The 15,414-nt window shown below is 71.6% G+C and carries 12 protein-coding genes and 1 pseudogene; 5 read left to right on the top strand and 8 right to left on the bottom strand.

Annotated elements, in window-relative coordinates; translation table 11 throughout:
* Positions 1-49 precede the first annotated feature (49 nt).
* Positions 50-541: a hypothetical protein gene (locus DVA86_RS33035; protein WP_208883813.1), complete on the top strand. Its 492-nt coding sequence runs from the start codon at positions 50-52 to the stop codon at positions 539-541.
* Between the two features lie 21 nt (positions 542-562).
* On the opposite strand, the gene DVA86_RS33030 is transcribed toward DVA86_RS33035, so the two are convergent.
* The 5 genes from DVA86_RS33030 to DVA86_RS33010 all read right to left on the bottom strand — a co-directional run bounded on the left by DVA86_RS33030 (position 563) and on the right by DVA86_RS33010 (position 7,975).
* Positions 563-2,485, bottom strand: coding sequence for an Hsp70 family protein (locus tag DVA86_RS33030; protein ID WP_208883811.1), 1,923 nt, complete (start codon positions 2,483-2,485; stop codon positions 563-565).
* Between the two features lie 5 nt (positions 2,486-2,490).
* Positions 2,491-4,626: an Hsp70 family protein gene (locus tag DVA86_RS33025; protein ID WP_208883809.1), complete on the bottom strand. Its 2,136-nt coding sequence runs from the start codon at positions 4,624-4,626 to the stop codon at positions 2,491-2,493.
* A gap of 811 nt (positions 4,627-5,437) precedes the next feature.
* On the bottom strand, positions 5,438-5,746 hold the full coding sequence (locus DVA86_RS33020; RefSeq protein ID WP_208883808.1) for a hypothetical protein: 309 nt from the start codon (positions 5,744-5,746) through the stop codon (positions 5,438-5,440).
* A 235-nt stretch (positions 5,747-5,981) separates the two neighbouring features.
* The gene (locus DVA86_RS33015) at positions 5,982-6,557 is read right to left on the bottom strand and encodes a transcriptional regulator (protein ID WP_208883806.1); all 576 of its coding nucleotides are present in this window, start codon (positions 6,555-6,557) and stop codon (positions 5,982-5,984) included.
* Positions 6,557-7,975, bottom strand: a complete 1,419-nt coding sequence (locus DVA86_RS33010) for a helix-turn-helix domain-containing protein (protein WP_208883804.1) — start codon at positions 7,973-7,975, stop codon at positions 6,557-6,559. The genes DVA86_RS33015 and DVA86_RS33010 overlap by 1 nt, the downstream gene beginning before the upstream one ends.
* Positions 7,976-8,173: 198 nt before the next feature.
* On the opposite strand from DVA86_RS33010, the gene DVA86_RS33005 reads away from it, so the two are divergent.
* The 3 genes from DVA86_RS33005 to DVA86_RS32995 all read left to right on the top strand — a co-directional run bounded on the left by DVA86_RS33005 (position 8,174) and on the right by DVA86_RS32995 (position 11,243).
* Entirely contained in the window at positions 8,174-9,445 is a 1,272-nt protein-coding gene (locus DVA86_RS33005) for a M24 family metallopeptidase (RefSeq protein ID WP_208883802.1), read from the top strand.
* Positions 9,446-9,581: 136 nt separating this feature from the next.
* Positions 9,582-10,961 carry a Gfo/Idh/MocA family protein gene (locus DVA86_RS33000; RefSeq protein ID WP_208883801.1) on the top strand — a complete coding sequence of 460 codons (1,380 nt, stop codon included), beginning with the start codon at positions 9,582-9,584 and terminating at the stop codon, positions 10,959-10,961.
* Positions 10,962-11,099: 138 nt separating this feature from the next.
* The gene (locus tag DVA86_RS32995; protein ID WP_208883800.1) at positions 11,100-11,243 is read left to right on the top strand and encodes a hypothetical protein; all 144 of its coding nucleotides are present in this window, start codon (positions 11,100-11,102) and stop codon (positions 11,241-11,243) included.
* Positions 11,244-11,339: 96 nt separating this feature from the next.
* Here the strand turns inward: DVA86_RS32995 and polX are convergent, their stop codons facing one another.
* The 3 genes and pseudogenes from polX to DVA86_RS32980 form a co-directional block, all read right to left on the bottom strand.
* Positions 11,340-13,076 carry a DNA polymerase/3'-5' exonuclease PolX gene (polX, locus tag DVA86_RS32990; protein WP_208883798.1) on the bottom strand — a complete coding sequence of 579 codons (1,737 nt, stop codon included), beginning with the start codon at positions 13,074-13,076 and terminating at the stop codon, positions 11,340-11,342.
* Positions 13,077-13,119: 43 nt separating this feature from the next.
* Positions 13,120-13,533, bottom strand: a complete 414-nt coding sequence (locus DVA86_RS32985) for an HIT family protein (RefSeq protein ID WP_222623394.1) — start codon at positions 13,531-13,533, stop codon at positions 13,120-13,122.
* A gap of 95 nt (positions 13,534-13,628) precedes the next feature.
* Positions 13,629-14,693: pseudogene (locus tag DVA86_RS32980) on the bottom strand (N-acetylmuramoyl-L-alanine amidase); the annotation flags it as partial.
* A gap of 370 nt (positions 14,694-15,063) precedes the next feature.
* On the opposite strand from DVA86_RS32980, the gene DVA86_RS32975 reads away from it, so the two are divergent.
* Complete coding sequence (locus DVA86_RS32975) at positions 15,064-15,300, top strand: hypothetical protein (protein ID WP_208883795.1); 237 nt, start codon at positions 15,064-15,066, stop codon at positions 15,298-15,300.
* The last annotated feature ends 114 nt before the right edge of the window (positions 15,301-15,414 follow it).

Here is a 15,414-nt window from a genome sequence, read left to right as displayed (position 1 = left end):
CCCAGCTCTCCTGCTCGCAGCAGCACTCACAGCACTCTCAGGTTGCGGAATGAATGACTCAGACGACTCAGGCAGCAAGGACAGCAGCGGGGGCGAACCCGTTGGCGTAAGGTCCGTTGACGCATCGACCTCCGCCACCAAGAAGATCTCCAGCGAGCTCCTCGAAATCATCGCTCTGAAGGGCGAGGTGTCGAAGCCCGGCCCGCGCGTCAACCGCTGTCCTGCGGATTCGGACACCACGTACAAAATGCTGCACCCGTGGAGCATCACCGGGCCCTCGGAAGCAGAGCTCGGCAAGGCGATGGAGCGGCTGCGGGACGAACTGCCCAAGAAGGGCTGGAAGATCAAGCACTACGGGCGGAACAACAGCCGGGCAAAGAGCCTGGAGCTGACCGCCGACGACGACAAGCGCAAGTTCGGCGTCAACGTGGAATTCTGGGAGAAGAACAGTGGCGGGGACAAAAATCGCGCGCTGCTCCTCGTGAACGTCGTGTCCGCCTGCTACGAGGTGCCCGAGGGGCAGAAGGTCGACACGTACTGACGGTCCCGGCCGTCACCGCCGTCACGCCCGGCCCGGGCGGCGCGTGAGGCGGGTGAGGAGGTCGCGGGACGCGCGGTGTTCCGGGCCCCAGGACAGGGACTTCTTCAGCGCCTCGACCGCCTCGCGGTGTTCGCCCTGCCGGTGGAGTTCGACGGCGTGGGCGTACGTGCGCTCGGCGAGCAGGTCGCGGATGCGGGTGTTCGTGGCGTCGTGGCCGTAGGCGCAGCGGAGCCAGCGTTCGGCGTCCTCGAAGCGCGCGCCGCCGCCGTCCTCCGCCATGGCCGCGGCGCAGTGGACCTCGATCATGCCCTCGAACACGTCGGGGTGCGTGGGCTCCTCCGCCCACGCGGCGTGGGAGGCGCGTACGGCCTGCTCGTACTGGCGCTTCTCCAGCAGCGCGTGGGCCGGGGCGAGAGGCGACGGGCGGTCGCGTTCCGTGCCGTTGCGGGCAGCGGTGGCGGCGTCCGGGAGGGCGGGTTCCGGGAGCGGGTCCGGCGGCGACGGCCACGGCGCTTGCGTCTTCGCGCCGTCGATCTCCTCCAGCAACGTGCGTGCCTCGGCGACCAGTTGGTGCAGCTGCGCCGAGGCGTCCTCCGTACGGCCCTCCGCCAGCAGCCGCCGCGCCTCCGCCAGTGACGGCTCGGGCGGCTCGGGCCCATCCGGCGGTTCGGGCCGCCCCGGCGGTTCAGTGCGCTCGGACGGCTTGGCCGCCGTCCCCGCCCGCACCGTCGCCACCAGCGGTGGCCCGTCCGTGTCCGCGCCCAGCGCGTCGTCGGTGACGACCGGTACGCCGCGGTCGTCCGGTGCCGCGACCGGCGTACGGCTCAGGAACTCCGCGTGCAGTGCCGCCCCGTACGCCAGCAGTTCCGGCCGTGCCGCCACGCACGTGTCGCCGAGCGGCTCGGCGAGGGCGCGTACGGCGGGCATGGCCGTGCTGCCGCCGACCAGCAACACCGTCTCCACGTCGGCCACGGTCAGCCCCGTCTGGTCGAGCAGCGCGGTGGCGCTGCGCCGTACGGGGGCCAGTTGGGGCCCGAGGTACGCGGCGAAGTCGGCGCGTCTGATCTCCATGCGCATACGGGCGCCGGAGTCGAGGGTCAGGGCGACGGCGGCGCGGGAGGCGGGCCCGGGGGCGGCCGCGAGTTCCTCCTTGGCGCGTTCCGCGCGGGTGCGGAGCCGCTGCCAGTCGGTCTCGTCCCAGCGTGTGGTGTCGGCCAGTTCGGGGTGTACGCGGGCGAGGTGGAGGGCGGCGGCCAGGATCTCCCGGTCGAAGGCGGCGCCGCAGGGCGCGGCGGGGGCGGCACCGCTCTCGTACCCGAGGGCGCGGAAGTGGCCGCGGGCGCTGCGGACGAGGCCGAGTTCGAAGCCGCCGTAGCCCATGCCGAAAACGAGCACCGTACTGCTGCTGTTCTTCTCGGTGTGGCCGACGACGGCGGCGACGGAGTCGGTGACGAGTCGGACCTGTTCCAGCCCGGCGGCGGCCGCGGCGTCGCGCAGGGCGATGCGGCGGGCGGACTCGTAGCGCGCGGGGACGCTGATCACCGTCTGCCCGACCGTACGGGACGCCTCCGCCTCCGCACGCTCCCGTACGGTGCGCAGCGCGCGGGTCACCGCCTCCTGTGGGGTGACGGATTCGCCGCCGACGGTCACCGTACGGGTGTCGCCGAGCATGTTCTTCAAGCTGCCGAAGGCGACGGGCAGTTCAGGAGAGTGGGAACGGGATTGGGAACGGGAACGGGCACCGGCCCGTGTCCGTGTGCCCGCGCCGGGCCCCCGGCCCTCCCACAGCGGCCACGGCCACGGCCCTTCCGGCACCTCGACCGTACGCGGCGCCCTGCCGACCGCACCGTCGGTGCCGCCGCCACCGCCCGGTGCCGCGTACGCCGCGCGCAGCCCGGTGCTGCCCAGGTCGATGCCCAGGCTCAGCGTCTCCTCCTCCGCCATGGAACTCATTCGTCGAGCAGCCGGAGCAGACCGCCGTGTGCCTCTTCGTCCGGCACCTCCGCCACGTCACGCGCCTGGAACGCGCGGGCGATCAGCATCTTCAGGATGCGGGCCTGCTCGCTGGCGGCCTCGCGCTGACCGCTGAGGTAGGAGCGGCGTACGTTGCCGACCGCCTCGTTGATCTTCCGGGCCTCCTCGGGCGGCGCGCCGTCGGCGGCCCGTTCGGCCAGCAGGAACTGCGAGGCGATGCCGGAGCCGAAGAGGTCCGAGCTGAGCACGTTGGTCATACGGCGGCACTCGGCGTTGTCGGAGAAGTTCAGCGCCTGCTGCGCCTGATCCAGGTCCCGGCGGATCTTCATGGCCTGCGCGGGCTCGATGAACTGCTCGTGCGTCTGCAGGAAGCGCCGCGTCTCGGCCTCCGTCCGCACGAGCTCCTCGCGCCAGCCCGCCTCGTCGTCCGCGGTGGTCTCCGGCTCGGGCGGCGGCGTGCGGTGGGTGTCGGTGCGCAGCGTCGACTCCTTCACCATGTCGGTGCCCGGCACGCTGATGCGGACCATGACGATCCGGTCGGCGTCGTAGTTGAACGTGACGTCGACGCGGCTGTTCACGTCGACCTGCTTGGGCAACTCGTACTCGACGACGCCCTGTTCGTTGTTCTGGCTGGCCACCGCGCTGTCCCCCTCGTACACGGGGACGCGGATGAACCGCCCGTCCGTCGTGTGGAAGGACCGGCGCATCGGCTCCGGCAGCGGGTACGGGGTGCCGCGCGGGATGATCGGCACGAACGTGTCCTGCTGCGTGCCCTTCACCGCCGCGATGCCCAGCGCCATGCCCGTCACCTCGTAGATCACGGGCGCGTCCAGCGGGCGGGCCGAGGCCAGGCCCTCGCCGCAGGCGGCGCAGGCGGTGGCGTCCTCCTCGTTGGACTTGCGGCACTTGGGGCTCGGGCACTCGACGCCCTGCATGGTCCCGGCGAGGATGCCGGCGCCGAGCGCGACGCACTCCATGGGGTTGATGTTGCGGCGGACCTTGGCCTTGCCGAAGAACCGCTCGACGGTCTCGTAGACCTTGGGGGTGAGGGTGGAGCCGCCGACGAGGAGGACGTCGGAGATGTCCTCGGCGGACAGGTTCTGGCGGCTCAGCGCCTCCTGTACGAGGGCCATGGTGCGGTCGACGTACGGCTCGATCATCGCGTCGTACTCCTCCCGCGTGACCGTCATCTCCACGTCGACCAGCGGCCCGCCGGTGTCCGGGCGGAACGCCGCGGGGATCAGGATGTCCGCCTCCGGCAGCTGGCTGAGCTGGCGCTTGGCCGCTTCGGCGTGGTTCTTGGCGAGGAAGAGGAACTTCTTGTCGGCGGCCGGATCCACGCCGCACTTCTCCTTGATGTCCTCGATGACGCGGCCGACGATGGTGTTGTCGAAGTCGTCGCCGCCGAGCCAGCTGTCGCCCGTGTAGTCGAGGACCTGGAAGTGGGCGTTCCCCTCCTTGTCCTTCGCCGTGTGCAGGATGGAGATGTCGAACGTGCCGCCGCCGAGGTCGTAGACGAGGACGCGGCGGCGGTCCTGCTGGTCCAGCTCCAGGCCGAACGCGACGGCGGCGGCGGTCGGTTCGTCGATGATCTTCTTCACGACGAGGTTGGCCTGCGTGCCCGCGTCCCGGGTGGCCGCGCGCTGCGAGTCGTGGAAGTACGCGGGCACGGTGATCACCGCGTGCGTGACCTCCTCGCTGAGCGAACGGGACGCGTCCTTCTTCAGCTTCTTCAGGATCATGCTGGAGATCTCGGCGGGCGAGTGCGTACGGCCGCCCATCACCACGTGCGCGCGCGGGTCGTCGTCGGAGCCCGCCACGATCTCGTAGTTGAGCCTGCTTCGTGCCTGCGCGACGACCTGGTCGGCGAAGTCCCGGCCCATCAGGCGCTTCACGGACAGGATGGTGTCCTGCGGCTGGCGGGGCGCGAAGTTCACCGCCGTACGGCCGACGAGCAGCGACTCGTCGCCGTCGCGCCGGCGGAGTGCCACCACGGAGGGGGTGAGCGTCTCGCCCTCGCCGTTGGCCAGCACGGCGGCGGTGGCACGGGCCTCGTCGTAGCGGGTGACGGCGCAGTTGGTGGTGCCGAGGTCGATCCCGATTGCCTTCATCTTCACTCCCTGGGGTTTCCGTGCCGGGGGCCCTGGGGGGCGGCGGCGGGGTGGTCTTGGGGCCGGAGGTCGTGGGGCGGGGCGTCGGGGCGGCGTGGGGGCGAGCAGGGGTGGGGGGGGGGGCGGGGGGGCGTTCGACCAGGATCCTCCTGCCGTGAACGGTCAGCCGGGCATTACGGTGGGACACGAAGACCTCCGTGTGCGGTGAAGCCTAGACACCTCCACCACACCGGAGGTCTTCGCCGTGATCAAGACCGACCAGTGTCAACAACGCTCATGATCAATACACCTAGCGGCCGCCGGAGGGAGACGACCTGATCGACGCCCACGCCCGCGGAATCGTCGGGCCGTTCGTCCGGCTGCCCGCTTGGCGATTCGCTGAAGACGAGCACAGTTCGAGCCGGTTTGGCTCGCCCGGGACGCTAGTCGGTGCGCATATACCGGAAGCAAACGTAGGTGACACCCCATATCGCGGCGAGCAATCCCAGGATGCCCCAACCACCGGCGTCCCCGGAGACGATGAACCCGACGGCAAGGATGACCCCGAGAACCGACAACACCTTGCCGAAGAATAAAAGCCTCCGTATGGCTACTTCCTGATCGGCGGACCACCCGTATCGGTTCACGAATCACCCTTTGTGATTGGTTATGTTGGTGGGGAGGACGGTATACCGTCCTCCCCACGGCGGTTATCCGCCGACTAACTTGGATGTGCTTTCACTGGCGGCCCATGCTCCTGCGAAGCGGATCGGCTGCCCCCGGATCAGCGACGAGCCCCCGGTCGCGGACGGTTTCGGCCCCAGAGCGGGCGTCAGCCCGAGGCCATCGCCGCCGTCAGCACCACCATGAGCAGCAGCGGGAGAACCGCGCACCCGAAGCCGATCGTGGCGGCCGACAGGCGCAGCCACTGCGTAGACGGACGCCACGGCGGGGCCCAGGCGAGCGCGAACGAGCCCACCCCCAGCCAGATCATGTACTCGACCGGAGCCGTGAAGTCGTCGCCCCCAAAAAGGCTGTACTCCCACAGCAGGATCGGCACACCGGGGATAGACAACGCCAGCGGCGCCGTCCACCAACGCCGGTGAGTAGCACCGGGCTTGAGCACGTCGTTGTGGGTCATGTCATCCACTCCAGCAGCGTCGGCCCTTGCGGAGCATCAGGGCGCGTACTCATCCGCCCAAGCGGAACTACTCACGCATGGGGAAGCGGGAAAGGGCCCGCCAGCACTCGCGTACGGCAGCGGTGCCTCTGACCGAGGCCGTCACTTCCAAACGCCGCCGCCCCCGGTCCCGCGTAAGGACCGAGGGCGGAGGACTGAGGCGGGAAGACGCAGGGAGGCGTGCCCCGTCGGGTGGTCAGGCGGCCCAGCCGATGGAGGAGACGTAGGCGTAGGAGTCGTACTCGCTGCCCAGTTCGACGATGAGGTCGTCCCAGATCCCGTCCATCGCCGTCTCGTCGTCCGCCAGCCACGCGTCGACGGCCGCCGACCAGTGGCGGGGGCGTACGGTCATGCGGCGTACGGGCAGGGTCCGGCGGTGGGCCGGGGCGACCGCGGTCTGGTCCACCGGGTCGATCTCGATACGGGTGCCGCCCCGGGCGGTCAGGCGGCGTTTGAGGTCGGCGGCGACGTTGTGGCGGCGCAGGTCCCAGTAAGCGTCGTCCAGCCGGGCCCGGTTCACGGCGCTGGGCCGGCGTTCCTCGGCCAGCCACGCGTACAGGGTGCGGGGGGTCACGCTGATCCCGGCGCGGTCCATCGCCGCGTACCCGGCGTCGGAGGCGGTCACGTAGCGCAGGCGGGCGGCGATGCCCCGGCCGGAGTCCGGTGAGGAGGCGAGCCCGGTGACCATGCGCTCGATGCCGTTGCCGAGGGCCTGGGCGCCCGGGACGCCGCGGGCGTTGTACTGGCCGAAGTCGGCCCAGCGGCCGGCCATCAGCCGGCCTCGGTGACGGTGTAGCGGACCGGCGCCCCGTTACGGTCGGTCTTGATCTTCATCTCGGCCAGGCCGCGGCCTTCGTCCCACACCTGCCGCCACTCGCCCGCGACGTGGAGTTCGTCGGTGCCGAGTGCGGAGATGACGGTGAGACCCGCCTGATACGCCTTGAAGGCGCGGTTCCACAGGTTGCCGAATGCCTGGGAGCGGATCAGGTGCATCCAGTCCGGGCGGACCATCTCCCGGTTGTGGGACGACTCCCCCATCGTCGAGACGAACTTGGAGTACATGGCCTTCACGTAGCCCGCGGTGACATCGTCGCCGGCGGCGAGGGCGTCGGCGCGGGCGGAGGCGAGCAGTTGGCGGAGGCTGTCGAGGAACGTCTCCGTCGCCGAACTGGTCCAGGACTCGTGGATGACGGGCGGCGCGAGGAGGCTGTGCTTCGGCCCCGACAGCCGCAGCAGGAGGCGCAGGGTGGGCTCGGTGATCCACAGCGGCCCCTCCTCTTCGCGGTCTCCCAACGGGCTGGGCAGGTGCGGGTGTTCCCAGGGCGTGGGGGTGATCAGGTGTACTCCGGCGCGTTTCCGGTCGTGCTCGCCGCCACGGGAGTGCTCCAGCTTCCCGATCGGCAACCACGTCTTGAGCGCGGAGAGGTAGGCCGCGTTCACGTCCAGCGCGGTCACCCCGAGGCCGCCGTCGGGGTGGCGGCGGTAGCCGGGGTGGCGCCAGGAGGGGCGGCCCTCCCAGATCAGGTCAGGGTCGGTCTTGCTGGGCTTGCGCAGGATGTCGGGGAGGGCGGGGTAGGCGGTGTATTCGTACCGGGCACCGGCCCTGGTACGGGTGAACAGCGCCATCACGTCCGGGATCGCCCGCTTGGTCAACGCAGCGGATGCCGCGTCCGCGTCCCCGCCGGCCTTCTCCAGCTCCTGGTCCACGGCGGCGGCGATCGTCTCCCGCAGCTGTGCGCGGACGTCGTCCGCGGAGCCCGTACGGCGCTGTGCCCGGTGCCGGGCGTGCCCCGCGCGGGCCTCCCGCGCGGCCGGGCTCTCCGCGGACTCGCTTTCGCCGCGCCCGGCTTGGGCCGGTGCGGGCGCGGCTGCTTGGGCCGGTGCGGGCGCGGCTTCGCCTTCGGCTTCGGCCCGTGGGGCGGGGTGGATCTGCGCGAGGCCCTCCAGCAGCCGCAGATACCTGCCGAACGCCGGGGACGACGACGTGCCGCCGCTCTCCCAGTTCGCGATCGTCTGCCGGCCGACGCCCTTGCTGCCGTCGGGCTCGGCGACAGCCCTGGCGAACTGCTCCAGCGAGAACCCCGCGGCCTTCCGCAGCCGGGCACGCTCCCCCGGATCGCTGAAGGCCGCCGCCAGCCTTGCCTCCGCCAGCAGAGCAGCGACCCCGTCCTCACCGCGTTCACCGTGCATGGCACCAAACTACACGGGCTCTGGACGGAAAACTGACGGAAAGCAGCGGTGCGTTGGCAGTCGGGGCACCCGCCCCGAGCACGCCGCCGGACAGCCTGGGACGGGCGCTCCCAGCCTGGGGCCTGCCTGGATAGCTCCCCCGGCACCGACCACAGTCGAGGCAGGTAACGCATTCCGAAGGACCCGGAGGACAACGCCATGACCGACCCGGAAGTACCCGCATACTCCACCGCCGAACGCGACCGCCGCTGGAACCTCGCGCGCACCTTCATGGCTCGCGAAGGCCTCGACGCGCTCCTCGTCTTCGGCGAGCACGAAGACGCCGGCCCCGCTCCGTTCGCCTACGACACCTGGTTCACCAACGGCAGGGCCGGCACGACGGTCGTCTTCCCCCGTGACGGGCACCCGGTCTCGCTGTTCCCCATGGAGATGTTCGCGAAGGATCATCTCGAAACGGCCCGCAGGGGCGACGCCGTGTGGTTTCCGCCCCGGCACGTACGGGCCTCCCGCGACTCCCGCGCGATCGCCGCCACGCTGGGCGAACTCGGCCTGGCCGGCGGGACCGTCGGCGTCGTCGGGCTGGAGCCCGCTCCCCCGTGGCACCCCGAGGGGATCGTTCCGTACGGCCTGTGGAGCAGCGTTCTGGAGAGGTTCCCCGGTACGGAGTTCAGGCCTGTCGGCATGGCGCTGGCCCGGCTCATGATGCCGCTCAGCGACGAGGAGACCGCCGTCGTACGCCGCTCGGCGCGCATCGGCGACGCCATGGCGCGGGCCATGGTGGGCGCCGCCGCTGCCGGGGTGCCGGAGAGCGAGGTGTACGCGGCGGGGATGGCCGCCGGATACGCGCGCGGGACGACCCCCGCGGCCATGCACTTCTGGTCGGGGCCCGATCCGCTCGCCAGCGGTCTGCCGCCGTGGTCCTACCGCCCGCAGGCCCCTCGTACCCTGCGGGACGGCGATGTCATCTCCGCCGAGGTCTTCAGCAACGTCGCCGGACGCCACACCCAGCACCAGGTCACCATCAGCATCGGCGAGCCGCACCCGGACCTGCGGCGCGCCGCCGGCGTCGCCCGCGCGGTCTACGACGCGTGCCTGCGGGCGCTGCGTCCCGGCCGTACGTTCGGCGAGGCCGTCGACGCCATGCGCGAGCCCCTGGAGGCCGCCGACGGCTGGGAGTTCGGCCCGGCGATACACGCCCTCAACCCGATGATCGCGCTGAGCGGCTTCCCCTCGTACGCCGCCGAGCATCTGCCCGGTGCCGGGGCCTATCCGCCCGAGGCCCGCCACCCCACCCTCTGCGGCGACATGGAACTCGCGCCCGGGATGACCTTCGCCCTCGAACCCAACTTCGTCTGCGGGCGCCACCTCGCCTACCTCGGCGGCACGGTCATCGTCGGCGAGGACGAACCCGTCGAGCTCAACCCGTACACGGCACGGATCCTGCAGGCGGCCGGAACGCCCCGGCCGTGAGTCCGCGGCGGGCGGAAAAGTCCAAGAGGCCCGCGCCGAGAGTCCATGCCCGCCTTCTTGCGCCGCGGCCGCCGCGGCGGAAGGGTCCTGATCGTACCGGCGCACCCGGCACCACCCCGCGACACCGGGAGAGTTGATGAACGATCAGGGAATCAGCCGCCGTTCCGTCCTGCACACCACCGGCGCCGCAGGCGCCGCGCTCGGCATCGGCGCACTGGGCACCACGTCCGCCGAGGCCGCCGCCGCGACCGGCACGGACGCGCCCCCGCGCAGCGCGCCCACCATGGTCGGCGTGCCCTTCGAGCCGCGCTCGGCCGTACGCGTCGCACTGGTCGGGCTGGGCAACCGCGGCGCCGGCATGCTGGAGCTGTTCCTCACGCTGAAGGGCGTACGGGTGGTCGCCCTGTGCGATTCCGTACGGGACAAGGCCGCCGCCGCGGCGGAGAAGGTCACGAAGGCGGGGCAGCCCGCTCCCGCCCTGTACACCAAGGGCGAACGCGATTACGAGAACCTCTGCCGCCGCGGCGACATCGACCTCGTCTACATCGCCACCCCCTGGGAGTGGCACCATCCCATGGCCAAGTCCGCGCTCTCCAACGGCAAGCACACGGGGGTGGAGTGCCCTCTGGCGATGACGCTGGAGCAGCTGTGGGAGCTGGTCGATCTGAGCGAGCGCAGCCGGCGGCACTGCATGCAGCTGGAGAACTGCGCCTACGGGCGGAACGAGATGCGCGTCCTGCGCATGGCCCACGCGGGCCTGTTCGGTGATCTCCTGCATGGCGCCGGGGCGTATCTGCACGATCTCCGGGAGCTGATGTTCGACCCCGAGTACTACGAGGGCCCCTGGCGGCGGAAGTGGCACACCCGGCTGAAGGGGGACCTGTACCCGAACCACGGTTTCGGACCGGTGGCGAACTACATGGACCTCAACCGGGGCGACCGTGCCGTACGCATCAGCAGCGTCGGTTCACCCGCGCTCGGGCTGGCGGCGTACCGGAAGGAGCACATGCCGCCGGGAGACGAGAGCTGGAAGGAGAGCTACGTCTCGGCGGACCTGTCCGTCAGTCTCGTCCAGACCGCGAAGGGCCGCGTCATACGCCTGGAACACGACGTGTCCAACCCGCGCCCGTACAGCCGGATCAACACGCTGGGCGGCACGCGCGGGGTGTTCGAGGACTATCCCCCGCGCATCTACCTCGAGCCGGACCGGGACGACCACGAGTGGGGCGACTTCGAGGACTACGCGTCCTGGGACCACTGGCTGTGGAAGGAGCACCCCGACCCGCCGGGCGGCCACGACGGCATGGACTACCTCATGCTCTACCGGCTCGTGCAGTGCATGCGTCTCGGTCTCACCCCCGACTTCGACGTGTACGACGCCGCCACGTGGACCGCGCCGGTCCCGCTGAGCCACGCGTCGATCCGGGCCCACGGTGCCCCGCAGGACTTCCCCGACTTCACCCGCGGCCACTGGCGCACCCCGCGCCCCGGCACGGACTCGCCCCGGCCGGACTGACCGCGTGACCCGGCGCGCGGCGGTGCCCCCGGCGGCCGCAGCCGCGGGCGCCTGGGGCGGTGGGCGTGTCACGATGGCAGCACGGCCGACGCCGGAACGAGGCGTCCCGAGGCACCGCAGGTCCCCGAAGGAGAAGACATGCCCGGACTGATCGCACGGATCAAGGAGTTCACCCGCAGCCCGCAGGGGCAGAAGGCGATCAACTCGGCACGGCAGGCAGCCCGCGACCCCAAGAAGCAGGCCCAGGCGCGGAAGCTCCTCGGCAAGCTCCGCAAGCGCTGAGCCGTCGGGGTCCCCGCGCGGGGACGCCGGTACGGGACGTACGGCCGGCGCGGCGGTGGGAGCCGCGCGCCGGCGCGTCACCCGCGCGGGTGACGCCTAACGGGCCCTCGTCCCCGCCCTCTTCCGCAGGAAGTGCCGCAGCCGCGTCAGCGGCCAGGTGGTGATGACGTCCTCCGGGGTCAGCCAGCCGCGCTGCGCGACGCCCACGCCGTAGCGCAGGTATCCGAGGTCGGGCACCGAGTGGGCGTCCGTGTCGACCGCGAACTTCACTCCATGGTCCCGGGCGCGCAGGACGAGTTCGTCGGTGAGGTCGAGCCGGTTCGGGTGGGCGTTCACCTCCAGGGCGGTGCCCGTACGGGCGCACGCGGCGAACACGGCGTCCCAGTCCGCGTCCATGCTCTGCCGTTTGCCGAGGATACGGGTGGTGGGGTGGCCGATGACGTGGACGTACGGGTGCTCGCAGGCAGCGAGCAGCCGCCGCGTCTGCGCGTCCCGGTCCAGCCCGAAGTGTGAGTGGACCGAGGCGACGCAGACGTCGAAGTCCGCGAGGAACTCCGGCGGCCAGTCCACCTCGCCGTCGGGGCCGATGTTCAGTTCCGTGCCGTGCAGCAGTCGCAGCCCGCGGTGGGTGCGGTCGAGCGCCCGCACGCGTTCGCGCTGCGCGAGCATCTTGTCCCGCGTCATGCGCTGCATGTGCAGATCCGGGGCGTGGTCGGTGACCGCGTAGTAGCGCAGGCCGCGTTCGGCGGCGGCCGCGACCATGTCCTCCAGGGGTGCCAGCCCGTCGGTGAGGTCGGTGTGGGTGTGCAGGTCGCCGCGGATGTCGCGCTCGGTGATCAGCTGCGGCAGTTCGTCGCGCAGGCCGGCGGCGATCTCGCCGCGGTCCTCGCGCAGCGGCGGCGGGATCCAGGGCAGGCCGAGCCGGGAGTACACCTTCTCCTCGGTGCGGGAGACGATCTTGCGGCCGCTCTCGGTGTGGAAGAGGCCGTACTCGGACAGCTTCAGTTTGCCGCGTACGGCCATCTCGCGGATCCGGATGTTGTGCGCCTTCGAGCCGGTGAAGTACAGCAGGGCGGCGCCCCACGAGTCGGGCGGCACGACCCGCAGGTCGACCTGCGTTCCCTTGGCGGTGCGTACGGAGGTCTTCTTCTCGCCCCGCGCGATCACCTCGGCGACGAACGGCAGCGCCGTGAACGCCTCCATGAAGGGTTCGGAACGGCGCGCCGCCACCAGTACGTCGACGTCCCCGACGGTCTCCCGCATGCGCCGCAGCGAGCCGGCCCAGGCGCAGTCCACGCAGCCGGGGACGGCCGAGAGCGCCGCCACGATCTCCTCGGCCAGCTCCGTCGCGGCGTGTACGGGGATGCGTTCGCCGGAGGCTTCGAGGAGTCCGATGCCGTGGAGGATGTTCTCCTCGCTGCGCGGCCCGAAGCCCTTGAGGTCGCGGAGCCGCTCCTGTTCGACGGCTTCGCGGAGTTCGCCGACGGAGGAGACGCCGAGCTCCTCGTAGAGGGTGAGGGCCTTCTTGGGGCCGAGGGCGGGGATCTCCATGAGGCGGCGTACGCCGGCCGGGATGCGGGCGCGCTCCTCCTCGACGGCGGGCATGCTGCCGGTGCGCAGGTACTCGACGACCTTGTCGGCGATGGACTTCCCGACGCCGGGGATCTCGCGCAGGCCCTTGGCGTCGAGGGTGGAGACGTCGGCGTGGCAGCCGCCGATGGCGCGTGCGGCCTTTTCGTATGCGCGGGCCTTGTACGCGTCCTTGCCGGTGATGAGGAGGAGCTCGGCGTACTCCTGGAGGAGCGCCCGCACGTCCTCGTTGGGCCGGGCCACGCTGCCCATTTTAGTGCGCCGGGCGCTGTCCGGCCTGCCGTGGTCAGTCCTCGAGGGCGGCGCGCAGGCGGGCTGCGACGTCCTCGGCGTGGGCGTCGTCGGTGTAGCGGCCGCGGGGCCAGAAGAAGCCGCGGAGGCCGTCCTTGCGGTTGCGCGGGACGACGTGCACGTGGAAGTGCGGCACGGACTGGCTGACCCGGTTGTTGGCCGCCACGAACGAGCCCGCCGCCTCCATGGCCCGCTCCACGGCGCCCGTGATCCGCTGGACGCGCCCGAAGAAGGGGCCCACGTCGCTGTCGGGCAGGTCGGTGAGGGTCTCGGCGTGCCGCCGCGGGACCACGAGCACGTGGCCGGGGAACAGCGGCCGGGTGTCGAGGAAGGCGACGGCCCGCTCGTCCTCGTACACGCGGTGGCTGGGCGTCTCACCGGCCACGATGGCGCAGAAGGTGCAGTTCACCACTCCACGGTACGGGGAGGGGTGGCGGCCGCCGCCGGACGGTTCCTCCGGCGGCGGCCGCTGGGCCCGGGGCGGTGCCTCGGGGGTGTGCCTCAGCCGTTGACGTAGCCCATGTACGTGTCCCAGTTCCAGTTCGGGCCGGGGTCGGTGTGGTCGTTTCCGGGCACCTCGCTGTGGCCGACGATGTGCTCGCGGTCCTTGGGGATGCCGTGGGTGTCGCACAGGTGCTTGGTCAGGGCCGCGGACGAGCGGTACATGGCGTCCGTGAACCACGACGGGTCGTCGATGAAGCCCTCGTGCTCGATGCCCAGCGCGGAGGAGTTCGCGTCCCGCGCGTGCCAGGCGGTGTCGCCGTCGCGGACCATCTGGGTGATCTCGCCGTCGGCGGAACGGATCACGTAGTGGGCGCTGACCTCGGCCTCGGGGTTCTGGAACCAGCTGATGCTGCCGGCGTACGACCCCTGTGTGACGTGGACGACGACCTGGCTGATGGCGGCGGAGCGGCCCGCCGCGTAGTTGGCCTCGTGGGCGGGCACCCACAGCGCGGGCGGGTAGTCGGGGCTCCGCGTGCCGAGGTCGGGCACGTCGGCGTAGCCGCCGCGGTCCGGTGCGACGTCGCGGGCCCGGGTGCGTACGCGGTCGCCGCCGTCCGTGCCACCGCGTACGCCGTCGGCGAGGATCTCGTACGCGCTATCCGCGTAGAACTTGGCGAGCTGCTTGTTCTCGGCGCCGCCGTAGCGGGCCACGGCCGGGTACCACTTGCCGAGTTCGTCCCGTTCGGCGGCGTCGAGGCCCAGGGCGTCGGCGTGTGCGCGGAGGACGGCGGCGCCGCCGAGGATGTTCGCGCGTGTCTCGCGCTTCAGGTCGGTCTCCGACTCACCGGTGATCTTCGAGGCGCGTCCGAGGGAGTCCCGGTCGGGGTTGCTCACCAGGTGCATGACGCCGAAGCCGTTGTCCTGGCTCGGCTCGCCGTTGTGGCCGTCGAGGTGGGTCTCGCCGTATCCGACGGCGACGAGGAGATCGCGCGGGACGTCGTACTCCTCGGCGGCGTCCGTGAACGCGTCGGCCATCGAGTCCCCTTCGGGGGCGTTCGTGGCGGTCGCGGGCTGGACGGTGAGGGTGATCGCTGCGGCGGCCGCGGTGCCGCAGAGCACCGCCATGCCGCGTCGCCATGTGCGCTTCCTGGCTCCTGACTTCATCGCTTTCCCTTCTGGTGTCCGGCGCGTGTGGGGGGAGTCGTGCGGGCCGCCGCTCCACCCCTGGCGTCGGCCGGTGCGCCGGAACGGGCCTGCCGCCAGGGGTGGTTCAGCGCGGCGGCGGATACGGGGGGCCGGCCGGGGTGCGGGACATCCGTACTCCTTCGGTGGGGGCCGGCGGCTGGTCCTCCGTCCGCGTCAAGCCCGGCAAGGAAAGCAGCCGAGCCATGTACGCGACAAGATCTGGTACCTGACAACAGGACAATTTCCCAGTGACGCGGTCGGGACCGGGACCGACACGGCACGGGCGGGCCGCAGGGGCCAGGATGGAGGGATGAGCACTGAACCAGCGGAGGAACCGGACGGCCGCGGGGCCCGAATCCCGCGTGACCCGCCGGACCAGCAGGCGGGAGCCGCCGGCGAGACGCCGGACGAGGAACTCGTCCCGGGCGGCGAGGAGGAGGACGCGGAGCTGCCGGACACCGACGAGACGGGGTCGGGCCCGCGCGGCACCCCGCAGACGGAGTACGAGCACCCGGACAGGCCCGAGCCGTACGAGTCGACGGACTGACCGGGGGTCCGTACGGGCGCGGCGCGTGCGGGCGCGGTCGTACGGGCGGCGCGTGTGTGCGGTCCTACGGGCGCGGGCGGGCGCGGCCGTAACGGCTGCCCTTTATACACATCT

It is taken from the genome of Streptomyces armeniacus (genome assembly GCF_003355155.1).
In the GTDB taxonomy this organism is placed as follows: Bacteria; Actinomycetota; Actinomycetes; order Streptomycetales; family Streptomycetaceae; genus Streptomyces; species Streptomyces armeniacus.
This window is presented reverse-complemented; position numbering and strand designations above follow the sequence as displayed.